Source organism: Rhodoferax sp. RT5P35, assembly GCF_056521385.1.
This window is the reverse complement of record NZ_JBWMAX010000012.1, coordinates 17785-42961: the sequence shown is the minus strand read 5'-3', so window position 1 is coordinate 42961 and position 25177 is coordinate 17785. Positions and strand designations below refer to the sequence as shown.

The 25177-nt window shown below is 58.8% G+C and carries 25 protein-coding genes, 1 tRNA gene and 1 pseudogene; 9 read left to right on the top strand and 18 right to left on the bottom strand.

What is annotated here, in order from left to right; genetic code table 11:
• Positions 1-40 precede the first annotated feature (40 nt).
• The 7 genes from AC097L_RS18140 to AC097L_RS18110 all read right to left on the bottom strand — a co-directional run bounded on the left by AC097L_RS18140 (position 41) and on the right by AC097L_RS18110 (position 5755).
• A complete protein-coding gene (locus AC097L_RS18140; protein WP_479587967.1) occupies positions 41-964 on the bottom strand; it encodes an EpsD family peptidyl-prolyl cis-trans isomerase in 924 nt (307 codons plus the stop codon).
• Between the two features lie 13 nt (positions 965-977).
• Positions 978-2144 (bottom strand): XrtB/PEP-CTERM-associated polysaccharide biosynthesis outer membrane protein EpsL, encoded by a 1167-nt coding sequence (gene epsL / locus AC097L_RS18135; protein WP_479587965.1) that lies wholly within the window; start codon positions 2142-2144, stop codon positions 978-980.
• Positions 2145-3008: 864 nt separating this feature from the next.
• Positions 3009-3527, bottom strand: coding sequence for an FxDxF family PEP-CTERM protein (locus AC097L_RS18130; protein ID WP_479587963.1), 519 nt, complete (start codon positions 3525-3527; stop codon positions 3009-3011).
• Between the two features lie 274 nt (positions 3528-3801).
• Positions 3802-3892: transfer RNA gene (locus AC097L_RS18125), tRNA-Ser, on the bottom strand.
• A gap of 38 nt (positions 3893-3930) precedes the next feature.
• The gene (locus AC097L_RS18120) at positions 3931-4323 is read right to left on the bottom strand and encodes a DUF2237 family protein (RefSeq protein ID WP_479587961.1); all 393 of its coding nucleotides are present in this window, start codon (positions 4321-4323) and stop codon (positions 3931-3933) included.
• A 7-nt stretch (positions 4324-4330) separates the two neighbouring features.
• Complete coding sequence (locus AC097L_RS18115; RefSeq protein ID WP_348005867.1) at positions 4331-5245, bottom strand: SPFH domain-containing protein; 915 nt, start codon at positions 5243-5245, stop codon at positions 4331-4333.
• Positions 5246-5329: 84 nt separating this feature from the next.
• Positions 5330-5755, bottom strand: coding sequence for an NfeD family protein (locus tag AC097L_RS18110; RefSeq protein ID WP_479587958.1), 426 nt, complete (start codon positions 5753-5755; stop codon positions 5330-5332).
• Positions 5756-5915: 160 nt separating this feature from the next.
• Between AC097L_RS18110 and AC097L_RS18105 the strand changes: the two genes are divergently transcribed.
• The 6 genes from AC097L_RS18105 (at position 5916) to AC097L_RS18080 (ending at position 11853) form a co-directional block, all read left to right on the top strand.
• A complete protein-coding gene (locus tag AC097L_RS18105; protein ID WP_479587956.1) occupies positions 5916-8189 on the top strand; it encodes an Orn/Lys/Arg family decarboxylase in 2274 nt (757 codons plus the stop codon).
• 44 nt (positions 8190-8233) lie between these two features.
• The gene (locus AC097L_RS18100; protein ID WP_479587954.1) at positions 8234-8953 is read left to right on the top strand and encodes an aldolase; all 720 of its coding nucleotides are present in this window, start codon (positions 8234-8236) and stop codon (positions 8951-8953) included.
• Between the two features lie 8 nt (positions 8954-8961).
• Positions 8962-9090 carry a hypothetical protein gene (locus tag AC097L_RS18095; RefSeq protein WP_479587952.1) on the top strand — a complete coding sequence of 43 codons (129 nt, stop codon included), beginning with the start codon at positions 8962-8964 and terminating at the stop codon, positions 9088-9090.
• Between the two features lie 14 nt (positions 9091-9104).
• Positions 9105-9524 carry a chromate transporter gene (locus AC097L_RS18090; protein ID WP_479587949.1) on the top strand — a complete coding sequence of 140 codons (420 nt, stop codon included), beginning with the start codon at positions 9105-9107 and terminating at the stop codon, positions 9522-9524.
• A complete protein-coding gene (locus AC097L_RS18085) occupies positions 9521-10048 on the top strand; it encodes a chromate transporter (protein ID WP_479587947.1) in 528 nt (175 codons plus the stop codon). The genes AC097L_RS18090 and AC097L_RS18085 overlap by 4 nt, the downstream gene beginning before the upstream one ends.
• A 203-nt stretch (positions 10049-10251) precedes the next feature.
• Positions 10252-11853, top strand: coding sequence for a sensor domain-containing diguanylate cyclase (locus AC097L_RS18080; RefSeq protein WP_479587945.1), 1602 nt, complete (start codon positions 10252-10254; stop codon positions 11851-11853).
• Between the two features lie 48 nt (positions 11854-11901).
• Here the strand turns inward: AC097L_RS18080 and AC097L_RS18075 are convergent, their stop codons facing one another.
• The 3 genes from AC097L_RS18075 to AC097L_RS18065 all read right to left on the bottom strand — a co-directional run bounded on the left by AC097L_RS18075 (position 11902) and on the right by AC097L_RS18065 (position 15189).
• Entirely contained in the window at positions 11902-13440 is a 1539-nt protein-coding gene (locus AC097L_RS18075; protein ID WP_479587943.1) for a methyl-accepting chemotaxis protein, read from the bottom strand.
• Positions 13441-13753: 313 nt separating this feature from the next.
• Positions 13754-13942, bottom strand: coding sequence for a hypothetical protein (locus AC097L_RS18070; RefSeq protein WP_479587941.1), 189 nt, complete (start codon positions 13940-13942; stop codon positions 13754-13756).
• A gap of 155 nt (positions 13943-14097) precedes the next feature.
• Positions 14098-15189, bottom strand: coding sequence for an AIR synthase-related protein (locus tag AC097L_RS18065; RefSeq protein ID WP_479587939.1), 1092 nt, complete (start codon positions 15187-15189; stop codon positions 14098-14100).
• Positions 15190-15388: 199 nt separating this feature from the next.
• Here AC097L_RS18065 and fumC point away from each other — a divergent pair, with 199 nt between their 5' ends.
• Positions 15389-16774 carry a class II fumarate hydratase gene (fumC, locus tag AC097L_RS18060; RefSeq protein WP_479587937.1) on the top strand — a complete coding sequence of 462 codons (1386 nt, stop codon included), beginning with the start codon at positions 15389-15391 and terminating at the stop codon, positions 16772-16774.
• A 41-nt stretch (positions 16775-16815) separates the two neighbouring features.
• Entirely contained in the window at positions 16816-17574 is a 759-nt protein-coding gene (locus tag AC097L_RS18055; protein WP_479587934.1) for an FAD-dependent phenol hydoxylase family protein, read from the top strand.
• Positions 17575-17683: 109 nt separating this feature from the next.
• Here AC097L_RS18055 and AC097L_RS18050 read toward each other — a convergent pair whose 3' ends face one another.
• The 4 genes from AC097L_RS18050 to AC097L_RS18035 form a co-directional block, all read right to left on the bottom strand.
• Positions 17684-18646, bottom strand: a complete 963-nt coding sequence (locus AC097L_RS18050) for an AEC family transporter (protein WP_479587932.1) — start codon at positions 18644-18646, stop codon at positions 17684-17686.
• Between the two features lie 10 nt (positions 18647-18656).
• Complete coding sequence (locus AC097L_RS18045) at positions 18657-18791, bottom strand: hypothetical protein (RefSeq protein WP_479587930.1); 135 nt, start codon at positions 18789-18791, stop codon at positions 18657-18659.
• A gap of 98 nt (positions 18792-18889) precedes the next feature.
• The gene (aroQ, locus tag AC097L_RS18040) at positions 18890-19339 is read right to left on the bottom strand and encodes a type II 3-dehydroquinate dehydratase (protein ID WP_479587928.1); all 450 of its coding nucleotides are present in this window, start codon (positions 19337-19339) and stop codon (positions 18890-18892) included.
• A gap of 230 nt (positions 19340-19569) precedes the next feature.
• Positions 19570-20451 (bottom strand): VOC family protein, encoded by an 882-nt coding sequence (locus AC097L_RS18035; RefSeq protein WP_479587927.1) that lies wholly within the window; start codon positions 20449-20451, stop codon positions 19570-19572.
• Positions 20452-20729: 278 nt separating this feature from the next.
• Here AC097L_RS18035 and AC097L_RS18030 point away from each other — a divergent pair, with 278 nt between their 5' ends.
• Positions 20730-22493 carry a methyl-accepting chemotaxis protein gene (locus tag AC097L_RS18030; RefSeq protein ID WP_479587925.1) on the top strand — a complete coding sequence of 588 codons (1764 nt, stop codon included), beginning with the start codon at positions 20730-20732 and terminating at the stop codon, positions 22491-22493.
• A 171-nt stretch (positions 22494-22664) separates the two neighbouring features.
• Here AC097L_RS18030 and AC097L_RS18025 read toward each other — a convergent pair whose 3' ends face one another.
• The 4 genes and pseudogenes from AC097L_RS18025 to AC097L_RS18010 all read right to left on the bottom strand — a co-directional run bounded on the left by AC097L_RS18025 (position 22665) and on the right by AC097L_RS18010 (position 25159).
• The gene (locus AC097L_RS18025; RefSeq protein WP_479587924.1) at positions 22665-23570 is read right to left on the bottom strand and encodes a dienelactone hydrolase family protein; all 906 of its coding nucleotides are present in this window, start codon (positions 23568-23570) and stop codon (positions 22665-22667) included.
• Positions 23571-23615: 45 nt separating this feature from the next.
• Positions 23616-24702, bottom strand: a pseudogene (locus tag AC097L_RS18020) (hypothetical protein); the annotation flags it as partial.
• Complete coding sequence (locus AC097L_RS18015) at positions 24687-24971, bottom strand: YbhB/YbcL family Raf kinase inhibitor-like protein (RefSeq protein WP_479587923.1); 285 nt, start codon at positions 24969-24971, stop codon at positions 24687-24689. The gene AC097L_RS18015 and the pseudogene AC097L_RS18020, both read right to left, overlap by 16 nt.
• The gene (locus AC097L_RS18010) at positions 24941-25159 is read right to left on the bottom strand and encodes a hypothetical protein (RefSeq protein WP_479587922.1); all 219 of its coding nucleotides are present in this window, start codon (positions 25157-25159) and stop codon (positions 24941-24943) included. The genes AC097L_RS18015 and AC097L_RS18010 overlap by 31 nt, the downstream gene beginning before the upstream one ends.
• Positions 25160-25177: the final 18 nt, after the last annotated feature.

Genomic DNA, 25177 nt, shown 5'->3' with positions numbered 1-25177 from the left:
TCCGGTTGCCTTATAGATTGAGATATTTGAAGTACGCATACTACTTAAACCCATCCACACTTTTCTCAGTATTTACTGCAAGGGGAGGGGGTGCAGATAGTATATTTTTAGTGGATGCAGTTTTCGAAAATTCGCCCATGTACGTTATGTGCGAATTGGCACGCAATTCTTTCAGTTTGGTCGATATGGCATCTCCAGCACGTTTATTGGTCAGAAACTGTTCAATACGTAGCAGCGCGATATTCTCAGTTAGGGGGGCAGGTTGGGAAGACGCGATGCGTAAAAAAGTAATCATATTGGCATTTTCTATGACGATACCTTGTCCATCTTTAAGGGGCTGGATTTTTTCTAAAACGTCGAGTGAAATTTGTTCGGCGGCGCGGATTGTGCTACTAATACCAGTATGGATATTTTTGCTTTTTAACCAAACTGAAACTTCTTCAGAGGTTTTGCCATCTGCAACATAGTTGCGTAATTTTTCTGCCAAGCCTGTAGCCGCCGGTGTGGTAATTTCTTGCACGTTAAATATGCGCCGGGCCGAGAATAGCTGGGGGTGCTCTGCGTAGTACCTATTTACTTCTTCTTGGGTAGGTTTCACCAAGCCGCTAGTTACTTGACGATAGTAGGCCTTAGCGAGCACATCTCTGCGGGCTGCTTCTATTTCTGCAATGACTTCAGGGCTTCGGTTAAGCTTGTTATCTGTCGCTTGGTTGATAGCAAGTTGCTGGTCAATTAGTTTTTCAAGTATCTCCCTGCCCATATGTTGCGCTGCCTGCGGCGAGGCATCGGCCAAATTGGTGTGGCTTAGTACTTGGTTTATTTGATGAACTGATATTTCTTCAGAGTCTATTTTGGCGGCTACCTGGGTTGCCACTTTGGGGTCTTCGCCGTTGCTGCAGGCAGATAGCCCCAGGCTGAGAGCTATTGCCAACAAGCGAAGCGTAAAACGTAGTTGATTAGACATAGTTTTCTGCGGGCTAGTAGCTGTACTGGACTTTTAATGAGGCCATCTTGCTTTTGTAGTCTAGGCCTGCTTGGTTGGAGGAGCGCTTAGCGCTTTGTAATGAGGTGCTAAGGACGATGTTTTGGTAGGGAAGCCATTCAAACGAAATGCTTGCGTCACGCGTTACGTCACTGCGTGAGTTCGATCCAAAGCCTGACGGGGAATCAAGGTAATCTCGTCTGGCTATGGAGTAGCTGGCTTTGATGGCTGTTTTGGTGCTTATCTGCCAAGAAGGGGTCAGCGATAGGCTATCCGTACGCGTGAAGTTGGTTCTGTTGTCTTGGTAACTGGATAAGTCCCGCGCCCAGGAAGTAGTAAGTCCAGACTTACCCGAAATAGCCCAATTAAGTCCTACCCCAGTGTTAAATCCACTGTAATTACGTTCGGCAAAGTGTGGGTGGGTACGGCTTACATACGTCGATTTGATATCGACTGTGCTTTTGCCAGTTACTATCCAGCGCAGTCTGAGTTCGTTGTCATGTTGGTTAAAGCCATCGTCAAACAGAAGTGTCGGATCCAGGGAGCGGTTGGTGTATTTGCCGACTGTGTTTTTGAATGCGTAAGTCAGCTTGGTGCCCGATGCCCAAGAATAGCTCAGCCCAGCATCACTTTGCATCGACGATGTTTCACCCTCGGCCGCAACAGGCTGTACGCTGCTTTGAGCAGTGTGCGAAATTCCGCCCAGCACGCTCCATGCCCCGTTAAGGTCATAGGTTGCATCAAAGCGGCTACTGGTATTTTTTTGTATGTTGCGAACGTTGACCGTCTGATTGTCTGCAAAGCTACTTAGTGATTCCGTACGTATAGTGGTCGCATTACCGTGTAGCCGGGGTGTAACGCTCCAAAACCAGCCAGCGCTGGCGTTGCGTGCGACGAAATCGAGGTAGCTTGAGTTTTGGTATTGTGAATTGATGAGGCCTAGGTCTAGAGCGAAGCGTTGCAGGCTGTAAGGCTTGTTGATGCTGAGGCCTAAGGTTGAAACATTGATGTGTTCTGTTTCACTGGGCACTCCGCCGAGGGCCAATCGGCTGGCTGGAAGCCTGAAAAGATTGCTGTCTGTCTGCAACTCACACCCTGCTCTGAGCTGGAGTGTGTCTTCAACTTGTGCCAAAGCCGTCAGCGAGCAGTAAAAAAAAGGCATGGTGGCCAGTCGAAGTAGGCGGTTTGCAAGCATGCGTTGTGAGTTCTGCTGATTTTATGTATCGGGTTTAACCTAATTGCGCTCCATTATGCATGTTTAAAAAGTGCCTCAAATTTACCTGCAACCAGCTTCTTATCGCCTACCTCCAGTTTCTTAAAAATGCGCTGGATGTGGTTTTTTACTATGAACTCACTTATCGACAGATGTTGCCGATCTTGAGTCGGTCTGGTATTTGGCCCGTGAAGATAGCATTTCGATCTCGCGCTCAGTCAAGTCATGGTTTTTATTTGAAACGTTGCTTGACTTTGGCGGCTGCTTTGTGTAACGGGGAGAACTGCTGGCCGAGATCGATTGGCGTAGTGCTATTACGCTATGTGGTAGCACAACTGCGATTACCCTGCGTCTTGTTGTTATAAAACAGTCTTGGGTGATTAATGTGGCATTCAGACAGTAGAGAGAAGCATCGTGGACACATGTTCTATGCACGATTGTGGACTCCATACTTTTAGTTGCTAAAACATTACTTCAAGTTACATCTTTTAGCAAAGCCCCGTCATCTGTACGACACTGTTCAAATGGCTCAGTACCAAATTTCATCTAGTGCGCAAACAGTTATCACGTTAGGAAAGTGAGGCTAGCTATGACGGAAAAAAGCCATTGGTTAATGTACTTGAGATAAATCATGAGCTACACAGCATCACAGGTGTAACGCTATCCTTATCTGTCAACAATTCAATGCAGCTCTTCAAGTCGGTAGTCCCGCATATTGACTTGGACACCTATGGATAAAGTGTTGAGTGTGTAAAAAGTCTATTGCAGAGAAAAAAAGGATTCCAGCGCAATCCCTTTTTAATAGGAGGCTCATCATGCCTTAAGTTGTTTACTTCGTCTCCGAGCAATCATTCCTACCATACCTAAACCCATGAGCAACATGGCATAGGTTTCAGGCTCTGGCACTGGAGCCGCTAGTGACACCACAAAATTGCCTGCTTTGGACGCAGTTCCAGTAAAAGTGAGGTCGTAGTGGCCTGCTGCCAAGTTGCTCGCGTAATCAAGTGATTGGGTGTAAGTGTTTCCTGCTGCGCCTGCAGAGTAGGCCAAGAAGGTGGAAAAACCGTTGTCACCAGTCAGAACGGCCTTGAAGCTGCTGATCAAGCTGAATGAGTTTAGGCTAGTTTTGTATGCAAGTGCGCTAAACGAATCGCTTGGGCTGGTAATGTCAAATGAAAAAACTTCATTGAAGCTGCCAGGGGAATAGTATGTGAGCGTACTAAAACCAGCTTCGCCAAGGGGGACCAGGTCACCCGCATTTGTTGCAGCATTGGCTGTAAGGCCGCAGGCAAGCAAAGTGGCTGTACCAACAGCAATCATGAATCTACGCATTTTAACTCCTATCAAGGTTTACTTAGGCTAGGCAACAAGTTGGCTAAACACTTGTAACCCAACTTCAAAAGGATATTACATATAGTGTTAACCCTAGTCCATAGTCTGTTTGGCTTATTCATGTAGATCAGTAGGTTTTTGTGACCGTTTTCACAGAATATTGCTTGAATTTTAGTTTTCGCTTGCTGAAACACTTTTAGAAAGAGAAAATTTTTGTATACAATTTGTTGATCTAACAAAAAAGGCCCACTGCATAAAGCAGCGGGCCTCAAATTGGCGGAACAGGCGGGATTCGAACCCGCGGAGGGCTATTAACCCTCACACGCTTTCCAGGCGTGCGACTTAAACCGCTCATCCACCGTTCCTAAGCCTCAAATTCTAGCATGCTATTGACGACGTATTTTCAGTGTGCAGCGTTTCTGCCAGGGACGGCGTGTTTTTCCAGGTCTTCCAGCAAGACGAACTCCAGGGCGCGTATGTGGGTGGATTCCAGTACCACGGGCGGGGCCACGCCCGCCTCGAAGGCTTCTTTCCAGCGGTTGGCACACAGGCACCAACGGTCGCCGGGGCGCAGGCCGACAAAGCGCCATTGCGGACGGGGCGTGGTGAGGTTGTTGCCGCGGGCTAGCGAGAAGGCCAAAAACTCGGCAGTGACCTTGGTGCAGATGACATGCGAGCCGCTATCGCTCTCGTCGGTGCTGCAGCAGCCGTCGCGGAAGTAGCCCGTCAACGGGTCGTAAGAGCAGGGCACCAGTTCATTTCCCAGTACGTTGTGTTCGATGGCGGGTGTATCCATGGCCGTCTTACTGTGTTTTCACCGTGTTGACCATTTTCATGGCGGAGCCGATCAGGGCCGACACCTCGGTCATGTTGCTGGGTACGATCAGTGTGGTGTGGGCATTGGCTGCTACCTTGGCGTAGGCCTCTACGGCCTTTTCGGCGACTTTGAGCTGTACTGCCTGCTCGCCGCCTGGTTGGCGTATCGCTGCGGCTACCAATTCAATAGCATGGGCATTGGCTTGGGCGACAGCGGTGATGGATGCAGCTTCACCTTGTGCATTGTTGATTGCGGCCTGCTTAGCCCCTTCGGAGCGGGCGATGAAGGCCTCGCGCTCGCCGGTGGCGATGTTGATCTGTTCCTGGCGACGGCCTTCGGACGCGGCAATCAGCGCACGTTTTTCCCGCTCGGCAGTGATCTGCGCCTGCATGGCGTGCAAGATTTCTTTGGGCGGTGTCAGATCTTTGATCTCATAGCGCAGCACCTTCACGCCCCAGTTCAGGGCGGCTTCATCGATGGCGGCCACTACCTGGGCGTTGATGATGTCGCGCTCTTCAAAGGTTTTGTCCAGCTCCAGTTTGCCGATCACGCTACGCAGCGAGGTTTGCGCTAACTGGCTGATCGCCATGATGTAGTTGCTGGAGCCGTAGCTGGCGCGCATGGCATCCGTCACCTGGAAATACAAAATGCCATCGACCTGCAGCTGGGTGTTGTCGCGGGTGATGCAGACCTGGCTGGGGATGTCGAGTGGAATTTCTTTCAATACATGCTTGTATGCCACGCGGTCTACAAACGGCACCAGAAAATTCAGGCCCGGGGTCAGCGTGCCGTGGTATTTGCCCAGGCGTTCTATGACCCAGGCGTGCTGCTGGGGCACCACTTTCAGGGTGCGACTGATGAAGATGATGGCGATGACAAGTACGACGATGGCAATTTCCATGGAGGCTCCGGTGGGTGTAAAACAACCTGGATGGACTCGGGTTGCTCTGCACCCGAGTCCATCCAGGTTAAGTGTCCGAGTGTTTCATAGTTTGTCGACCAGCAGGCGGTTTCCGATGACTTCGGCCACCCGGTGCAGGCCTGCGGTGGGCAGGTTGCCGGGGCGGTGCAGCACCGTCCAATTGGCCCCCCGGTAGTGCACCTGGGCCGTGCCGTCGGCATTCCAGGCATCGACCTGCACGGTTTCGCCAATGTCCAAGTTCACATCGGGGTTAGCGCTGGCGGGCAAGTTCTTGGGGTGCTTGCTGCGGACAAGGTGCCACACGATGACGGCACCACCGCCCACCACGCTGGCCACCAGGGTCTGCAGCACGGTGCTGCCACCTGCATAGGCAGCCAAAGCGGCAGCAGCAAAGCCCAGCGCCAGCATCAGCAAATAGAAGGTGCCGGTGACCAGTTCTGCCACGATGGCGCCCCCTGCCAGTAGCCACCATAAAGTCGATTCCGCCATTGCATGCCTTTAGTTGTATGGGTATCGCCACATTTTGGGACCAAATCAGGGCATGGCCCCAGCAGCTTCATACGAAGTCCTTACACTTCGCGCCTGTTTTGATATTTACAGGACTTACGCGAGTCCACATTTACCTGCGTTAATTTGGCTGGAGGCCGGCATGAAGTTTCGTTTCCCTATCGTCATCATCGATGAAGATTTCCGCTCTGAGAATACCTCGGGTCTGGGCATCCGTGCCCTGGCCCAGGCGATTGAGACGGAGGGGTTTGAGGTGCTAGGCGTGACCAGTTACGGCGATCTGTCGCAATTCGCCCAGCAGCAAAGCCGCGCCAGCGCATTCATTTTGTCGATCGACGACGAAGAGTTCAGCCCTGGCCCGGACCTGGACCCGGCGGTTTTGAACCTGCGGCATTTCATCGAAGAAGTGCGCCGCAAGAACCTGGATGTACCCATTTATGTGTACGGCGAGACCAAAACTTCGCGCCACATGCCCAACGACATCCTGCGCGAGTTGCACGGCTTCATCCACATGTTCGAGGACACCCCCGAATTTGTGGCGCGCCACATCATCCGCGAGGCCAAAAGCTATCTCGAAGGCGTGCAGCCGCCCTTCTTCAAGGCCTTGCTGGACTACGCCGAAGACGGCTCGTACAGTTGGCACTGCCCCGGCCATTCGGGTGGCGTGGCGTTTCTGAAGAGCCCGGTGGGCCAGATGTTTCACCAGTTTTTTGGTGAAAACATGCTGCGCGCCGACGTGTGCAATGCGGTAGAAGAGCTCGGCCAGTTGTTGGACCACACCGGCCCCATCGCCGCCAGCGAACGCAATGCCGCGCGCATCTTCAATGCCGACCACTGCTTCTTCGTGACCAACGGCACCAGCACCAGCAACAAGATGGTCTGGCACCACACGGTGGCGCCGGGCGATGTGGTGGTGGTGGACCGCAACTGCCACAAATCCAACCTGCACGCCATCATCATGACCGGTGCGATCCCGGTATTTTTGAAGCCTACGCGCAACCACTTCGGCATCATTGGCCCGATCCCCAAGAGCGAGTTCGAACCCGCCGCCATCAAGGCCAAGATCCGCGCCAACCCGCTGCTGCAACACGTCGATGCCGACACCATCAAGCCGCGCATCCTCACGCTCACCCAAAGCACCTACGACGGCGTGCTGTACAACACCGAAACTATCAAGAACATGCTCGATGGCTACGTGGAAAACTTGCATTTCGACGAAGCCTGGCTGCCGCACGCTGCCTTCCACCCGTTCTACGGCAGCTACCATTCGATGGGCAAAAAGCGCATCCGCCCCAAACATGCGGTGGTGTATGCCACACAAAGCATCCACAAGCTGCTGGCCGGTATCAGCCAGGCCAGCCATGTGTTAATCCAGGACTCGCAAAACGTCAAGCTGGACCGCCATCTTTTCAACGAAGCCTATCTGATGCACACCAGCACCAGCCCGCAGTACAGCATCATCGCCAGCTGCGACGTCGCCGCCGCCATGATGGAGCCACCCGGCGGCACGGCCTTGGTGGAGGAAAGCATTGCCGAAGCGTTGGACTTCCGCCGCGCCATGCGCAAGGTGGACGAGGAGTACGGTGCGGACTGGTGGTTCAAGGTCTGGGGACCCGATAAGCTGGTGGAGGAGGGCATTGGCCGCGCCACCGACTGGATCATCAAGGGAGAATCCAAAACCAACGCCAAGGCCAACTGGCACGGCTTTGGAAAGATGGCCACCGGCTTCAACATGCTGGACCCGATCAAGTCCACCATCGTCACGCCCGGCATGGATTTGAACGGTAAGTTCGCCAAAACCGGCATCCCGGCCAGCATCGTCACCAAGTTCTTGGCTGAGCATGGCGTGGTAGTCGAAAAGACCGGCCTGTACAGCTTTTTCATCATGTTCACCATCGGCATCACCAAGGGCCGCTGGAACAGCATGCTGACCGCGCTGCAGCAGTTCAAGGACGATTACGACAAGAACATGCCGATGTGGCGCATCCTGCCCGAGTTCTGCCAGAAGTACCCGCGCTACGAAAAGATGGGCCTCGCCGACCTGTGCCAGCACCTGCACGCGCTGTATGCCAAGTACGATATTGCCCGCCTCACCACCGATATGTACCTGAGCGACCTCACGCCAGCCATGAAGCCCAGCGATGCCTACGCCCACATCGCCCTGCGCAAGACCGAGCGCGTGGCCATCGACGACCTGGAAGGCCGCATCACCGTAGGCCTGGTCACGCCGTATCCACCGGGTATCCCGCTGTTGATTCCGGGTGAAGTGTTCAACAAGAAGATCGTGGACTACCTGAAGTTCTCGCGCGAATTCAACACCCAGTGCCCCGGCTTCGAGACGGACATCCACGGCCTAGTGGAAGAGGTTGATGACGCAGGCAAGCACCATTACTTTGCCGACTGCGTGAAAGCCTAGTACCCACACACCCGACCCTTTCAGTGCCTGCCCAAGGACCCGTTATGCACGCAGAAGATTACGCATCCGAACCCGTTAGCCGCTTGCGCGCCGACCTGGCCCTGGCGCTGCGCGCGGCCGCACACCATGGCCTGGGCGAAGGGGTGTGCAACCATTTCAGCCAAGAGCTGCCCGACCAGTCCGGGCGCTTTTTGCTGAATCCGCGCGGCCTGCTATGGAGCGAAATACAGGCTGACGATATCGTGATGGTCGACACCCAGGGCCTGAAGCTGGTGGGCCGCCACGAGGTGGAGTCCAGCGCCATGTTCATCCACGCCGCCATCCACCGGCTGTGCGCCAAGGCCTGCGTGCTGCACACCCACATGCCGTATGCCACGGCGCTGACGCTCACCACCGACCGGGCGCTAGACACCACCCTGTCGCAAAACGCCATGCGCTACCACGGCCGTACGGCCATCGACACTGCGTACAACGGCCTGGCGTTGGACTACCGTGAAGGCGAGCGTATTGCCCGCGCCATGGGTGCCGCCGACATCGGGTTTTTGGGCAACCACGGCCTGGTGGTCTGCGGTGACCGGCTGGACTACGCCTACGACGATCTGTATTACCTGGAGCGTGCCTGCCAGGCCCAGGTGCTGGCCCAGTCCACCGGGCGGCCGCTGGCCCCCAGCAACGAAATGCTGGCCGAGCAGGTGTGCCGCCAGATGGCCAGCGAGCGGCTGCAGTCCACTTTGTTCTTCGAAGCCCTGCGCCGCACGCTCTGAAGCCGGTCATGGCATCGATCGCCGCACCGTCGCTACACAGTATCTTTTTAGCTTTTTCCAAGATCGGGTTAACCAGCTTTGGCGGCGGGTTAACCGGCTGGCTGCTGCGTGAATTCGTGCAGGCCGGGCTTGGCTGACCGAGCAGGAGTTTTTGAGTGGCCTGGCCCTGGCGCAGGCGTTTCCGGGTGTCAATGTGGTGAATCTGGCGATCTGGATCGGCTTTCGGCTGCGCGCCGGGCCGGGTGCAGTGGTGGCGGCACTGGGCATGGTGGTGCCCGCCATGGCCGTAGCGATGCTGCTGGTGGCGCTGTTTTCCCAGGCACCGAACTCGCACCGCGTGCACATTGCGCTGGCGGGCGTGGCGGCGGCTGCCGTGGGCCTGTCGTTGCAAACCGGGCTGCGTGCGGCCCGCCATGCGGCACGGGGCCTAGCCCGCACGCTGATCGTCGTGGCCACCTTTGCCGCCATCTTTGTGTGGCGGCTGCCGCTGCTGTGGGTAGTGGGCACCATGGCTCCGTTGTCGATTGCGCTGGCCTGGAGCCGCGTGCGGACCGAGGAAACGCAGACATGAACTTTCGGCTTCTGGGCGACTTACTGGCGGTGTTTGTGCCGCTGTCTTTTTTGAGCGTGGGCGGCAGCCAAAGCATATTAGCGGACATCCACCGGCAGGCGGTGGGCGTGCACGGTTGGATGACGGACGCGCAGTTTCTGGACCTGTACGCCCTGTCGCGCATCACGCCGGGGCCGGGTTCGCTGCTGGTTACTCTAGTGGGCTGGCACGTGGCGGGCTTCTGGGGCGCGCTGGTGGCATCGGCGGCGATCTTTGTGCCCACCTCTTTGCTGGTGTTTGGCCTGGCGCATGTGTGGTCGCGCTACCGCGACCGGTCCGCCATCCGCGCCATCGAGTTGGGCTTGGCCCCGGTGGCGGCGGGCATGGTGCTGGCCGCGTCTTGCACCGTGCTGCGCGCGGCCGAGGGCGGGGTATGGGCCTGGGCCGTGGCGGCGTTGTCTACGCTAGCGCTGGTGTGGACGCGGGTTAGTCCGTTGCTGATGCTGGCGGTGGGCGGGCTGGTGTTTTTGCTGGCATTGCACTGAGTGGGCGGCAGCGGCTGGGCCGGGCACTTGAATGCTATTTATTAAATAGCAACTAGCGTATTATCTATATGCGCTAGAGCCCTAAAATACTCTTATTTTTTGGATGCACTTGTTTTGTGAAAATTTGTAACGTAATTTCTTGAAAAGACTAAGATCGGCAGTAATCGATATCCCGCGTCCGTGGGAAAAACCTGCGAATAGATATGGCCCTGTCGATACCGTCCGAAGACCACGGCCCTGCACCCTCCAGCATCTCGATGGCAACCGCCCGGCGCCTGCGTTTCGGGCTGGTGGTGGGGCTGGTATGCGCCAACCTGCTGGTGTTGGTGCTGTCGGGGGATTCGCTCTACCGCAGTCGCCAGCACGCTGAGCAGCGGGCCGAAACCCAGACCCAGAACATCGCCAGCGCGCTGGACCAAGCCGTGTCCAGCGACATCGAAAAGGTCGATCTGGCCTTGCACGCCGTGGCCGATGAACTGGAGCGCCAGCTGGCCGACAAGGGCTTGGACGAAGCACCCATGCAGGCTTTTTTGCTGCGGCTGGAACAGCGCTTGCCCCAGGTGGAAGCGGTTCGCGTGGCGCAGGCAGATGGCATGGTGGTGCTGGGCCGGGGGTTGAACAAGGCCGAACGCAACAGCTGGTCAGACCGCGACTTTTTTGTGGCACTGCGTGACCACCCGGAAACCGGCTTGCACATCTCCAAGCCGCTGGTGGGGCGGGTGTCTCGGCAGTATGTGATTTCATTTGCGCGGCGCTACAACCACCCGGACGGTCGGTTTGCCGGCGTGGTGGCGGCCCCCATCGCCATCAGCCATTTTTCGCAGATTCTGTCCCAGTTTGACCTGGGGCCCAACGGCTCACTCATCTTGCGCGACATTGATGTGGGCCTGATCACCCGGGTGCCCGCGATTGCCGACAAACCGGCAGGGCAGTTGGGCAACAGTGCGGTGTCCAAAGAGTTTCGCCAGATATTCCAGTCGGGTGCCCGCACTGCCACCTACTTTACGGCAGCCAGCGCCGACGGGTTGGAGCGCATATCCACTTTCCACTGGCTGCAAAAGGCCCCCATGCTGGTGGTCGTTACCACGGCCCAGCGCGATTATCTGGTGGGCTGGAACCTGGAGGTCTACCGCAGCGTGGTGATGGTGGGCAGTTTTTTGCTGCTGTCGTTGCTGCTGGGGGTTTTCTTGTTGCGCGCGCTGCAGCAAACCGAGAAACACCAGCGCCTGTTAGAAGCCCAGTTGGCCAAGATTTCGACCCTGCAGGCCTTGCTGCAAGAGCAGGCCATCCGGGACCCGCTCACCGGCCTGTTTAACCGCCGCTATCTGGACGAAACGCTGGCCCGCGACCTGTCCCGGGCCAAGCGCGAGGGCCATGCGCTGGCGCTGACCCTGCTGGATCTGGACGGCTTTAAACAGGTGAATGACACCTATGGCCATATGGCGGGCGACCAGGTGCTCAAAACCTTGTCCACGCTGCTGCTCAAAGACGCGCGCCAGAGCGACACGATTTGCCGTTTTGGTGGCGAGGAGTTCGTCATCGCGTTGCCCAAAATGTCACTTGACCAAGCCCGACAAAAGGTGAACGCGTGGCGGCTTGAGTTTGCCCAAACCCCCATCCATTTTGGCGATGCCCGCTTTTACGTGACCTTTTCCGCGGGTATCGCGGCCTACCCCCGGCATGGGGCGGACAGCGACAAGCTGGTGGCCTGCGCCGACCTGGCCTTGTACCGTGCCAAACAGGCCGGGCGCAACCGCGTGGTGTGTTTCGAGAGCGATGAACCGTTGCAGGCTGTGGCCGAATAAGCCACTATGGGCGGCCTTTGGGTTTTTTTATAAGACCGTGAACACGTTCTAAGCCAGTTTGAACACGGCAACCGCGTCCACCAGCTGTTCGGCCTGCACTTTCAGGCTGCTGGCGGCGGCAGCGCTTTCTTCTACCAGCGCTGCGTTCTGTTGCGTGGCTTGGTCCATCTGCGTCACGGCTTCACCGACTTGGCTGACACCGGCGGACTGCTCGGAACTGGCGGCGCTGATTTCGCCCACGATGTCGGTCACGCGGCGGATGGCGCTGACCACCTCTTGCATGGTGGTGCCCGCCTGGTCCACCAGGGCGGTGCCTTGGTCTACCCGCTCCACACTGGCAGAGATCAGGTTTTTGATCTCCTTGGCGGCCTCGGCGCTGCGCTGCGCCAGGCTGCGCACTTCGCTGGCCACTACGGCAAAGCCACGGCCTTGCTCCCCGGCCCGGGCCGCTTCCACGGCGGCATTCAGCGCCAGGATATTGGTTTGAAAGGCGATGCTGTCGATCACGCTGATGATGTCGGCAATCTTCTTACTGCTGTCGTTGATGCCCTTCATGGTCTGCACCACCCGGCCGACCACGTCACCGCCGCGCACGGCCACAGTGGACGCACTCTGTGCCAACTGGTTGGCCTGGCGGGCGTTGTCGGCGTTTTGCTTGACCGTGCTGGACAGCTCCTCCATGGAGGCCGCGGTTTCTTCCAAGGCGCTCGCCTGCTGCTCGGTGCGGGCCGACAAATCGTTGTTGCCCTGTGAAATCTCTGCACTGGCGGTAGCCACGCCTTCGGCGTTCTGGCGCACATTGCCTACCACCTGGGCCAGGCTGGCCTGCATGGCCTTGAGTGCAAGCAGCAACTGGGCGGTTTCGTTTTTACCTTTGGCCTCGAACTGCAGGCTCAGGTCGCCAGCGGCGACGGCACGCGACACCTCTACTGCCAGGTTCAGCGGCCCGGTGATCGAGCGCACCAGCAGCCAGCCGAACAGACATAGCAGTGCGATAGCGGCCATGCCCAGACCGATCAACAGAGCCAGTGCGGAACTGTAGGCTGCTTGCGCATTGGTTTGTGCCACTTGCCCGTTGCCAATGATGACGTTCACAAACTCGTCCGCAGCCTCGGTCGCGGTGGTTTGCAGCGGGGCTACGGTGCTCAACAGCAGTTTGGTTGCTTCGGCATTGTTATTGGCAATGCCGAGCTGCACCACCTGGTCGGTAGGCGCACGCAGCGCGCTGATGGCGGCCTGCATTTTGCTCAGAGATACTTTGCCTTGCGGGCTGATGATGGTGTCTTGCAGTTGTTTGTCGAGCTTGGTGTAGTTGGTTCGCACCTCGGCCAGGCGGTCGGCGACTTTCTGCATCTCTGCAGCATCTTCCAGCAGCACGATATTGCGTACCAGAATGGCCCGCGCGCGCAAATTGTCTTTGATGTCTTTGCCGACAATGATTTTGGGCAGGCGGTCATTGTTTGCCGTATCCAGGGCGGCCTGGATCGCCCCCATATTCGATGCACCAACCCAGACCATGCCCGCCATGAGCGCGGCAGACAAGGCGATACCCAAACCCAGACGGGTACCAATTTTCAAGTCGTTCAAACGCATATCTCCAGAGGGGGTAAACAAACAACTTGTTGCATATGTAAGGTATTTTGCCCCAACTGTACCGTAGTGAACTGGGTGCTGGGCTTGAATCTAAAGTGTTTATGCAGATTGTTTGCTATAGTTTAAATAGCATATTGGATAGTTAAAGTATGCGGTAGCGGCTTAAAAATCTTAAAAATTTCATGTTGAACCTTGGCGTATCGACTGGCTCATGCACCAGTATGCTGGCCCAAAGAAAAGCGACCGGAATGCTGTCTGCACAGCATTCCGGTCGCCCGGCGCACAACACGCTATCGCGTAGGCCGATTTACGCAGCCGGGTCGGGTTGCGCGGCAGCTTGCGTCTGCGTTGCGTCCACATGCTCCGTCACCGCCTTGACGCCTTCGAAGCCCGCAATAGCTGCGATACTTTTGCTCAGAAAGGACGCGTTCGGGTCCAACTTTTCAACGGCTTCCTCCGCCACGACGGCACCGATAATTTCATTCAACAAACCCATGGTTTACTCCTTGAAAATAGGATTCACACTGGCTGTAAGCAGCCCAATTTATCCTAGCATGGGCCTTGCCCGAGCGCCTTGCCATACGGCAGCCTTGCAGTTCTTTACGTAAACTGCGGTAGCCACCGCCTGGATTGCGGCCTGGTACGGTGCTGTTAGCGAAGCTGCAGCTCATCTGCCGCATAGACCACGTGCAATGGCTCGATCACAACTTGCTTGGGGCCGTCTTCCACATACCCAGCAATGTGCGCAGGGACACCCAAGTTCTGTGATATTTCAACCACGCGTTGGGCCTCGGTGGCGGGAACAAAAAGTGCAAAACCGGCCCCCATATTGAGCGTGCCATAGGCTTCGCGGTCGTCAAGCTGGCATTCTTTCTGCATAAAGGCCAGTACGGGGCTGACTTCCGGCACCTGCTGGATGCGGTAGGTGAGGGGTTTCGGGTGGCGTAAAAGTTTGCGCCATCCATGTCCGGTGATATTGGCGCAGTAATGGGGATAAATGCCATCGGCAGCAAGGGCTTCTGTCACCGGTGAATACAGCACCGTTGGAGCCAGAAGTGCATCGCCAAAGGTCTGCCCATTGCCAATGTCTGTCAGGTAGCCCTGCGGTAGCCGTTCGGCCAATTTGCGGGCCAAGGACACACCGTTGGCGTGGATGCCGCTGGAGGCCAGTAAGACGATGGCATCACCGGCACCCAGTTTGTCTCCGACCGAAAGGCGGATTTTGGGGCTAATGATGCCGGTACAGGAAGCCGCCAGGTCCACCCGGCCATCGGCCACCACGCCAGCCAAAGCCGGTGTTTCGCCGCCGCCCCATGCTACTTTGCACGTGTCGCAAGCGCGTTTCCAGCCTGCGACCAGAGCCTGTGAACGGTTGGAGTCGCTAAACCAGTCAGAGCCGCCCGCAGCCCAATAGGCTTGCACCACCAGGGGCGTAGCGCCGACGGTGATCAAATCGTTGACTGCCATGGCAATGGTGTCCTGGGCTATTCCGTCGTAATAGCTTTTGCCTGTGAGCTTGGCCATTTCATCGGCCAATAGTGCCTTGGTGCCCAAACATTCGACGATGCTGGCAAGGTACATTGGTCCGATATCGACCACGTAAGCCGACTCGCCTCGCGATGCGGTAACTTCGCTAAACCCATGGCTTCCCAGGTGCTCACCTGTTTGGGCTGCTGCGCGTTGCGCCGCCACTTTCAACGGGTCAATCAGACCGTAATCGACTCCAGTTTGGTCGTAGGTCAAGGGTGTGGATGGGTTTGCAGATGTCATGGCGTTGCGAGAAGAGTATTGAAGGCATTATCCGTGACGCAAGAGGCAAGCACGCTGCTGGACGCCATGGAGCAGGGACTGTGACCGGCACTGGCCGCAAGTCCCATGCTGCATGCAGGGTTTTAATGAGAATTGCTACTATTTGACAGATCTCATTCCACTTTTCTTACCTATGACCACCCGTACCGAACGCGACACTTTTGGCCCCATCGAGGTGCCTGCCGACAAGCTCTGGGGCGCACAGACCCAGCGCTCGCTGCAAAACTTTGACATCTCTGGCGAGCAGCAGCCGCGTGAAATTATCCGGGCGCTGGCGCTGGTGAAGCGGGCTTCGGCCGTGGTCAACCACGCGCTGGGCTTGCAGGATGCAGAAAAAACCCAGGCCATCGCCACTGCCGCTGACGAGGTGATCGCGGGCCACCACCCGGACGAATTTCCGCTGGTGGTCTGGCAAACCGGCTCGGGTACGCAGAGCAATATGAATGTCAACGAGGTGCTGGCCAACCGCGCCAGCGAGCTGCTGGGCGGCGAACGCGGAGAGGGGCGGCTGGTCCACCCCAACGACGATGTGAACCGCAGTCAGTCCAGCAACGACGTGTTTCCCACCGCCATGCATGTGGCAGCGGTGGACGCCATGACCCATAAGCTGCTGCCCGCCATTGCCAAACTGCGTGCCACGTTGGCGCAAAAGTCCAGCGACTTCGACGGCATCGTGAAAATCGGCCGCACCCATTTGCAAGATGCCACGCCCCTGACGCTGGGCCAGGAGTTTTCGGGCTACGTGGCCCAGCTAGACCACGGTGCCAAACATGTGCAGGCGGCGCTACCGCATTTATGCGAATTGGCGTTGGGCGGCACGGCGGTGGGTACCGGGCTGAACGCACCCAAGGGCTACGCCGAAGCCGCAGCAGCCGAGTTGGCCCGCCTGACCGACCTGCCGTTTATCACTGCGCCCAACAAATTCGAAGCCCTGGCCAGTGCCGACGGCCTGGTGCACGCCCACGGCGCGCTCAAGACCCTGGCCGCCAGCCTGATGAAGATCGCCAACGATGTGCGCTGGCTGGCCAGCGGTCCGCGCAGCGGCATCGGCGAACTCAGCATTCCCGAAAACGAACCCGGCTCGAGCATCATGCCCGGCAAGGTCAACCCCACGCAGAGCGAGGCGGTCACCATGCTGGCCGCCCAGGTGTTTGGTAACGACGTGGCCATCAACTTCGGCGGCGCGTCGGGCAACTTCGAGCTGAACGTGTTCCGCCCGATGATTGCGCACAACTTCCTGCAAAGCGTGCGCCTGTTGGCCGACGGCATGGTCAGCTTCAACGACCACTGCGCCGTAGGGATTGAGCCGAACTTTGAGCGCATCACGGCTCTGGTGAACAGCTCACTGATGCTGGTGACCGCGCTGAACACCCACATCGGCTACGACAAAGCCGCCTACATCGCTAAAAAGGCGCACAAGGAAGGCAGCAGCCTGCGTGAAGCCGCCCTGGCCTCGGGCCATGTGACGGCTGAGCAGTTTGACCTGTGGGTAGTGCCCGGCAATATGGTGGGCCGGTAACGCGGGCCGGAACTGCTGACACCTAGCCACAAGAGCGCCAGGTGGTGGCCCAGAAGCTGATCGACTTTGACCGCGATTGGGCCCAGATGTTCAGCGACCGCCCGCAGCTGGGTGCCGGTGGCGATGCCCAGGGCGTGGACCCCAAGGCGTTTCAGAAGTACTTCGAGCAACACGGGCAGTTCACGGCCGGTATGGGCACGCACTACCGGCCTTCGTCCATCTGCGGACCGGCCATCCACCAGCATTTAGCCACCGGCTTTGTGGTCGGCACACGCTTCCATTCCGCACCGGTACTGCGGGCCTTCGATGCCAAGCCGATGGAGCTTGGGCAGGTGGCCAAGGCCGACGGCCGCTGGCGTCTTTACGCCTTTGCCGCTGCCACCGATACCGATACCGCGGGCGACGCAGACACCGGCTTGGGTGCGCTGTGCAAATTCCTTGACGCATCTGACGATTCGCCAGTACGCCAATACACCGCTGCAGGCCAGGACATCGACGCAGTTTTCGACTTGCGGGGCATTTTTCAGCAGGACCACCGCATGCTTGACCTGGCGACGATGCCGGCCATGCTGCTTCCGTGCAAGGGCCGGTACGGGCTGCGGGACTATGAGAAGGTTTTTTGCCCCCACGCCAGGAGCCGCCAAGACATCTTCGATGTGCGCGGAATCGACCGGGCGCAAGGTGCCCTGGTGGTGGTCCGCCCCGACCAGTACATCGCCCATGTACTGCCGCTGGGCGCGCACCAGGCGCTGGCAGACTTTTTTGCGGGTTTTATGCGGTCGCGTGGTGTGGCGGAGTAGGCGAGCTGAACGGTCTTCCCAGTGCAGGCAACGTAATCCACATTGCTATTAAATTAAGAGCTAATAGCGTATGTGGAATATGCGCTAGAGGCTGATCTTATTCAAAACCTCAAGCCGTCCAGCCCAGCAGGTGGTGCATGGCCCACAGCAGCGTGCTGATGCTGAAAAACGAGGCCACGGTGGTCACCAGCAGGGCTGCAGCGGTGAAGCCTTCCAGCCCGTATTTCTGGGCCACCACCGGGTAGATGCTGAGCATGGGCATGGCGGCAAACAGCACGGCGGCGATGCGCAGTTCGGGGGCCACAACCAGTGCGGGCGGCAGCAGCCACAGCAAGGTGAACACGGCCAGCGGGTGCAGGATGAGCTTGCCCATGGCCACCCAGGCCAGGTCGCGGCGCACTCCGGCCAGCTTCAGGCCGACCAGGCTGCCGCCGATAACGAATAATGCCACCGGGCTGGACGCAGTGGCCACGATCTGCACGGTTTGCGCCAGCACGGCGGGCAGGTGCAGGCCCGACAGCGAGAAGCTGAAGCCAGCCAGTATGGCCAGCACCAGGGGGTTTTTCAGCAGATTGCGCAGGCTGAGCACCAAGGTGTGGTGCCAGCGCCGGGCGGCATCCTGCCCTTCGTTGTCGGCCATGGCAAAGCACAGCGGCAGGATGAGCAGGTTCTCGACCAGCATGGTCAGCGCCAGCGCCACCCCCGCCGTGGGGCCCAGTAGTTGCAGCACGATGGGGTAGCCTACAAAGCCGCTGTTGGAGGCCGCCATGCCCAGGCTTTGCATGGTGGCCAGCGGCATGCTTTGCCCGCGCAGCCGCCGCCCCACCAGCATGGCTAGCAGCACCATCGACAGCGATCCGCCCGCGTAGGCCAGCAGGTAGGGGCCGTTGAGTACCTCGGCCAGCGGGCGTTTGGACAGGGCGTTGAAAATCAGTGCGGGCAGGCAGAAGTTGACGACAAATCGGCCCAGCACCCGCATGTCGGGTTTGCTGAACAGGCCGTAGCGCACAGACAGATAGCCCGCCGCGATGATCAGGTAGATGGGCGCGGTGATGGCAAGGATTTGGAACATGGGATGGGGCTCAGCCCTTACACCGGCCCACCACCGCGTCGATACCTGCTTGGTTGAAGTCGGGGTTGTAGACCAGCGGCCCCGTGATGGTGGTGGTGGTGGGAGAGCCGATGTGCGCGATGGTTTCTGTATTGCCGCTGACCATTCTGTGCTCTAGGGTGTGGATTAAGAATTTATATAAAAAAGGCTTTTAGCGCCTATGCATGTTACGCAAACAGATATTTTTTATATAGCAAATGGTTCTCAGGCGCTTTTTGCCGCCTGCGCTGCCGACACGCCTGCGCGCAGGCCTAGCAGGTAGCTGTCTACACCAAAGCCGCAGATTTGGCCCTTGGCGATTTCGGCGAATACCGAGACATGGCGGAAGGCTTCACGGGCGTGGATGTTGGACATGTGGATTTCGACGATGGGGCAGGTCAGGATGGCCAGCGCATCGCGTAGCCCGTAGCTGTAGTGTGTCCAGGCCCCGGCGTTGATCAGCACGGCGTCCACGCCGTCAGCATATGCCTGGTGGATGCGCTCGCACATGGCACCCTCGTGGTTGGTTTGGAATGCCTCCACCGTCGCGCCCAGCTCCTGGCCCAGGGCCGACAGGCGGGCGTTGATTTCGTCCAGGGTGATGGTGCCGTACTGCTGGGGGTCGCGCTTGCCAAACATATTGTGGTTGATGCCGTGGAGCATGAGGATCTGCATGGGTTTTCCTGGACGTTGAAAAGGGGCGCGCACGGGCACTGCGGCGTGGCCAGTGTGCCGAAAGTCTTAAATGTACCAATTGGTTAATTTTTAGCGGACTAGGGATTACCCTTGAACTTGGTGTAAAAATATATCAAATCAGCCTCTAGCGCTTATTCCACATGAACTACTTGCTACATATTAAATAGCAAATCTCGTTCTCGACCCATAGGGGCTTGGGCCCAGTACCGTTAAGCCTTGGGTCCTAGCTGCCAAGCCGCATCTTCCCAGCCCGGCACGTAGGCATCGCCGTAGTTGGTCAGGTTGCGGTTCACCAGGGGCCGGGCGAAGGAGGCATGCCGCATGCTGCGCACCTCGTGCTCCAGCGTGGCCAGCACGTGGCCGGTGTCTAGGCACACGATGTCCTGGAAGCGGTATTGGCTCTGGCTGCTTTCTTCGGTGACCAGCCCGCGCGCCAGCAGCCGCTGGTGCGGGCCAGAGAAATCGGCCACGCTGATCTGCACATGGTGGCCGTCATAAACGGGCAGGGGGCGGGCGGTTTCGCGAAACACCAGGCAAGCCCACAGGCCCATGGGGATGCGCGCAAACACCCCGCGCCCGTCCTCAATCACGCGGCCCGGCGCACCCAGAATCTCGGCGTAAAACCGCGCAATGCCGGCCGCCGTGCCGGGCACGCAATCCACTTCCACATACGGCATGCCCAGAAGCAGCGGGCCAAACTGCGCGGGGTCGGGCGCGTGCACGCGGATGCGGTTGCCCCAGGGGCAGGTGGCCAGCACCACATCGCCATGGCGAGCGAAGCTGAACTGCGTGCCAGCCAGCAGCGGGGCAATTTGGGCCAGCCGGGCCAGCAGCGCGTCCAGATCGGGCACCACCAGGCCCACCGTGCCACGTAGCACTTCGGCGCGGCCGGTGGGCAGGTGGAACTGGCTGCTGCCGATATTCATCCAGGCGTTTTCAATGCCTACGCGCTGGTACGGGTCGCGGGTCAGCCCCAGGCCCATGGCGTAGAAGATGATGGCTTGCGGCTGGTCGGCCACGCGCAAGTTGACGTGGCCGAATTCGACGATGTTGCCCACATCTTCGGTGGCGCGGTTGAATGGGTTGTGCATGAAAGCTTCGTTGCACGCCCCCGGACTGCGCTGCTCTGGTCGCAGCCTTTCCAGCGTTGTCCTGGGGTTGTGTGGGGTGGTTGGAGGGCATATTTTGGCAGTATCCCGTGGGCAGCTGGAACGGCCCGGCTTTCTGGGCCTGGTCACTACTGTCTGAACGCCTTAAAACCTTAAAAGCCTCTGGCCTAGCTGGAAGGTGGCTGTATTTTTGTATTTTTTAGCGCGTAGTTGAAATAAGATGTAACCACCATAACTCATTAAAAATGAGGCGTAATTTTATGAAGAATCTCAAACTGGGTATGCGCCTTGGTCTCGGCTTTGGTTTGTTGGTGCTCATCATTCTGGTTACTACCGTACTCAGTCTCACGCGGCTGGCGAGTCTGAACGCCGGTGCGCACAACATTACAGACAACCTCTATCCCAACGTGCAAGCAGCATCGACCTTGTCGTACACCGTGATGGACATCGCCCGCATCACCCGCAATACGATTCTTCTGGACGACGAGAAGGCGCTAGCCAGCAACAAGGCCGCTTTGGACAAGGACCGGCAGATCGTCGAACAAATGACTGCCACGCTCGAGAAGATGGCCGACAGTGACAAGGAGCGCGAGTTGGTGAAAGCCGTCAAGAGCACGGGGGTGGCTTACATGGCCTTCACAGACAAGGTGGTCGCGCTCGGTCTGGTCAACAAGAACGACGAGGGCAAGGCCGTTTTGTACGGTCCTGAATACGCGACGCAGGCGGCCTACCTTGCCGCACTCAAGGAAATGACAGCCTTCCAAGAGGACAGCATCAAACAAGGTGGCATTGAAGAGACGAGCATCTACCAAAATGCCGTGTGGGTGGTGCTGACTTTTGCGGTGTTGGCGGTCATGGCCAGCGTCGCTGCCGCTTACCTCATCACCCGCTCCATTACCCAGCCCTTGCGCCAGGCGGTGGAGGCCTCTGACCGGGTGGCCGAAGGTGACCTGAGCGTGACCATTGCGGTGGAGTTCCGCGACGAAGTCGGTCAGTTGTTGGCCTCCCTGCAGCGCATGCAGCAAAGCCTGGTGAAGACCGTGGGCCAGGTACGCAGCAATGCCGAGAGTGTGTCCACAGCCAGCATCCAGATTGCCCAGGGCAACCACGACCTTTCCGGCCGTACCGAGTCGCAGGCCTCGGCGCTGGAAGAAACCGCTGCCTCCATGGAGCAACTGGGTTCCGCAGTCAAGCACAACGCCGACAATGCGCGCGAGGCCAACCAGTTGGCGCAAGGCGCGAGCACGGTGGCCATCCAGGGCGGTGAAGTCGTGGGCCAGGTGGTGGAAACCATGAAGGGCATCAACGAAAGTTCCAAGAAAATCGCCGACATCATCGGCGTGATCGACGGCATTGCCTTCCAGACCAACATCCTGGCGCTGAATGCCGCTGTCGAGGCTGCCCGCGCAGGCGAGCAGGGCCGGGGTTTTGCCGTGGTAGCCAGCGAGGTCCGCAGCCTGGCCGGACGCTCGGCCGATGCCGCCAAAGAAATCAAGGGTCTGATCAGCGCTAGCGTTGAGCGGGTAGACCATGGCACGGCGCTGGTAGACAAAGCCGGTGCCACCATGGCGGAAGTGGTGGGCTCCATCCGCCGCGTCACCGACATCATGGGCGAGATCAGCGCCGCCAGCAGTGAGCAAAGTTCGGGCGTTGCCCAGGTGGGCGAAGCCGTGACCCAGATGGACCAAGCTACGCAGCAAAATGCCGCGTTGGTCGAAGAAATGGCCGCCGCCGCCAGCAGCCTCAAGAGCCAGGCCGATGGCATGGTGCAGTCGGTGGCTTTCTTCAAGCTCAGCCCAGGCGCATACACCGGGGCGGCCACGCGCACCCAGCCCGTCGCCGCGCCGCAGCGCTACACCGCAAAACCCGCCGCTCTCAACACGGACGTGGCGCGCAAGCCAGAACCCGCCAGCAAGGTTGCAGCACCCAAAAAGACCGCCGCGCCCACCACCCGACTGCCTGCCCCAGCCAAGCCCGCCAAGAAGACCAGCGACGTGGACTCCGGTGAATGGGAAACGTTTTAAGAGCGTGTTCACGCACGGAAAGCTGATGCCGCTACGCACCGAGTGCGCAATGGTGGATGCATGTCCGCTAAAGAAAATTTAAGCCTAAAGTGCTGAAAGCTATTTTTTTGATAGCGTTTTTGCAGGGCTACCCATTGCAATCTGCGGGCACGAAGCTGGGGTGGCCGATTTTTAGGAGCCTGGCACTTTGGATGCATGGGCACGAGACACGTACCCGAATGCCTGGTCCATAGACTTCTGGGTGGTGTTGCGGTCGTACCGAATGACAGACTCTCCCCGTGGTGTCTGGGACTTGAAGCCATCGAGCGATTCGCAATCCCAGCAGTGCGTGGCCTGCGGGTAGAGGGTCCATTCCAGCGGCGCGCCGGATGCCTTCAGTGGTTCCAGACGCGAGACGCAATCACTCGCCGGCTGATCAATGTCCTTCTCGCCCCCCAGCACTGCAATCGGTCGGTCGATGTCTGAATTGACCAGGTCAAACGGCCTTTCATTCGGGGGTGTTGCCGGGCTGCATTTTGGGTAGAGCGCGACAACTGCCGCGAAGCGCCGACCGGGCAACAATGTGTCCGCCCACATCTTGCTGCTAGCGAGAAGGCCGACTATCCCGCCCCATGAGAAGCCGATGAGCGAGACTCTATCGGGATCGACGAAGTCAAACTTGCGAAGATGCTCGGCGGCTTGCAGCGCGTCCAGGGTGCCTCGCGGCAGATTAACGCCCCCCTTGGCGCCCGCACACACCATATCGGCACCCCTGGGCCCGAGGCTGTCTAAAACCAGAACCACAAACCCCCTGGCAACTGCTTCTTTCGCCCACGTCAGCATGGACGTGTTGGACCAATTTTTGGCCGATAGGCGCAGCCCGTGGCACTGGTGCACCAGCACTACTGCGGGAAAGGGGCCAGAGCCTGCAGGCTTGTAAATGGCCATTTCTGGCGCGGAAGGAAAAGTAAGCGCTGCAGCTTCGGGGAACTTCAGGTCTGGAGCCGCTTGAGCCGCCTCGCTGAGGCGTGACGGTGTCATCTGTCCATGGGCCAGTGAGCTTGCGAAGACGATGGCAGCGAAAAGATATGCACGCATGGTGGACTCCGATCGGGACTGAAGAGGTTAGGCCTCTACACAATACTACACAGTGTCCGCCGCGAGGCCGATACCGGCTTTCCAGCGAATTGCTCTGCAGTGGCAGCTTCCGGTGTCGATGGTGTGTATGGGCAACCGCAGCACCCGCGCCGCCTGCGTCTCAATCCAGCCGCGGGTTTTCAACCCGCAGTCGGGGTTGATCCATAGGCACTCCACGGATACCACGGCTGCGGCTTTGCGCAGCAGCGCGACCATGGCTTCTACCGTGGGCACGCGGGGGGGAATGGCTGTCGTACACGCCAGGGCCGATGCTATTGGGGTAGGCAAAGTCGCCAAAGCCCTGTAGCAATTCCATGCCCGAGCGGCTGGTCTCGATGGTGATCACGTCGGCATCCATGGCGGCGATCTCGGGCAGGATGTCGTTGAACTCGGCGTAGCACATGTGGGTGTGGATTTGCGTGCTGTCGCGCACGCCGCTGGCGGTGGTGCGAAAGGCGCGGGTGGCCCAGTCGAGGTACGCCGCCCAGCCTGCGCGGTGCACGCGGGGGCTGGTGCGGCGTGACAGGCAGGCGGCGCGGTTGTCCGCGAGTGCTGCGCTGGCATCCTGGCCATCCCGCACGGCTTGCAGGGTGCGCAGCTCGGCCAGCTTTTCTACTGCGTCCGCCAGCCAGGTGCCTACTTCCGCGTCTTGTGTGGCATCCAACCCCAGGCTGTAGGGTACGTGCAGCAAGGAACACGACGGCGCCAGCCGCAGCGGGCCGCGGTGCTTGTCGACCACCGGGCGCAGGCGGGCCAGGGCGGCATCCAGGTCGGTGCGCCAGATGTTGCGGCCATCCACCAGGCCGACCGACAGCACTTTGTGCGCGCGCAGCCAGTCGGTGATGCCGACCAGTTCTTCCGGGGCGCGCACTGCGTCAACGTGCGGCCCGGCCACGGGCAACTGGCAGGCCAGGCGCAGGTTGTCTTGCAGGGGCGAGAAGTAGCTGGACAGCAGCAGTTGCGCCCCACTGCGTGCCAGTTGCCAGTAGGCGGGCTCAAACGCGTGGCGCAAGGCATCGGGCAGGTCTAGATCGAGGGTGGGCTCGTCGATCTCTACCCATTCGGCACCCAGTGTTTTCAGGGAGGCCAGGATGGCCACCGCTGGCCCGAGGTGGAGCTGGACATCGTCTCCGGCTTCCACGCCGACCCTATCGGGCAGGCGCCGCCAAAACCGGGTGTGCCGAAGTCGGTACAGCCTTGCACCGCGCCAGTTGGCAAGCCACCCTTGCCGCTGCCGGCCTGGGCCGACAGGCCGAAGGTATTGGCTGGCAGGTTGTAGACCACCCAGTGCCACCAGCCCGAGCCGGTGGGGGCATCCGGGTCGTACACCGTCAGCGCAAGGCTTTGCGTGCCGGCGGGCACACCTTGCCATTGCAGGGCCGGTGACTGGTTGCCGCCGCTGCGCCAAAGCCCTGCAAGACCTGGGCATCCGGCAGACTGCGACCCTCGGCGATGTCGGGGCTGGTGAGGGTGAAAGTGTCGGCTTGGGCGGCCAGGCTGGTGAGCAACAGGGTGGCCGTGGCGGCGTGGTGGAACAAGCGGGGGAACAAATAACTCCTTGTGAAAAC

Coding starts and splice junctions, on each gene's coding strand:
- AC097L_RS18140 (WP_479587967.1), bottom strand. CDS start 964: ATGTCTAATCAACTACGTTTTACGCTTCGCTTGTTGGCAATAGCTCTC.
- epsL (WP_479587965.1), bottom strand. CDS start 2,144: ATGCCTTTTTTTTACTGCTCGCTGACGGCTTTGGCACAAGTTGAAGAC.
- AC097L_RS18130 (WP_479587963.1), bottom strand. CDS start 3,527: ATGCGTAGATTCATGATTGCTGTTGGTACAGCCACTTTGCTTGCCTGC.
- AC097L_RS18120 (WP_479587961.1), bottom strand. CDS start 4,323: ATGGATACACCCGCCATCGAACACAACGTACTGGGAAATGAACTGGTG.
- AC097L_RS18115 (WP_348005867.1), bottom strand. CDS start 5,245: ATGGAAATTGCCATCGTCGTACTTGTCATCGCCATCATCTTCATCAGT.
- AC097L_RS18110 (WP_479587958.1), bottom strand. CDS start 5,755: ATGGCGGAATCGACTTTATGGTGGCTACTGGCAGGGGGCGCCATCGTG.
- AC097L_RS18105 (WP_479587956.1), top strand. CDS start 5,916: ATGAAGTTTCGTTTCCCTATCGTCATCATCGATGAAGATTTCCGCTCT.
- AC097L_RS18100 (WP_479587954.1), top strand. CDS start 8,234: ATGCACGCAGAAGATTACGCATCCGAACCCGTTAGCCGCTTGCGCGCC.
- AC097L_RS18095 (WP_479587952.1), top strand. CDS start 8,962: ATGGCATCGATCGCCGCACCGTCGCTACACAGTATCTTTTTAGCTTTT.
- AC097L_RS18085 (WP_479587947.1), top strand. CDS start 9,521: ATGAACTTTCGGCTTCTGGGCGACTTACTGGCGGTGTTTGTGCCGCTG.
- AC097L_RS18080 (WP_479587945.1), top strand. CDS start 10,252: ATGGCCCTGTCGATACCGTCCGAAGACCACGGCCCTGCACCCTCCAGC.
- AC097L_RS18070 (WP_479587941.1), bottom strand. CDS start 13,942: ATGGGTTTGTTGAATGAAATTATCGGTGCCGTCGTGGCGGAGGAAGCC.
- fumC (WP_479587937.1), top strand. CDS start 15,389: ATGACCACCCGTACCGAACGCGACACTTTTGGCCCCATCGAGGTGCCT.
- AC097L_RS18050 (WP_479587932.1), bottom strand. CDS start 18,646: ATGTTCCAAATCCTTGCCATCACCGCGCCCATCTACCTGATCATCGCG.
- AC097L_RS18045 (WP_479587930.1), bottom strand. CDS start 18,791: ATGGTCAGCGGCAATACAGAAACCATCGCGCACATCGGCTCTCCCACC.
- aroQ (WP_479587928.1), bottom strand. CDS start 19,339: ATGCAGATCCTCATGCTCCACGGCATCAACCACAATATGTTTGGCAAG.
- AC097L_RS18035 (WP_479587927.1), bottom strand. CDS start 20,451: ATGCACAACCCATTCAACCGCGCCACCGAAGATGTGGGCAACATCGTC.
- AC097L_RS18030 (WP_479587925.1), top strand. CDS start 20,730: ATGAAGAATCTCAAACTGGGTATGCGCCTTGGTCTCGGCTTTGGTTTG.
- AC097L_RS18025 (WP_479587924.1), bottom strand. CDS start 23,570: ATGCGTGCATATCTTTTCGCTGCCATCGTCTTCGCAAGCTCACTGGCC.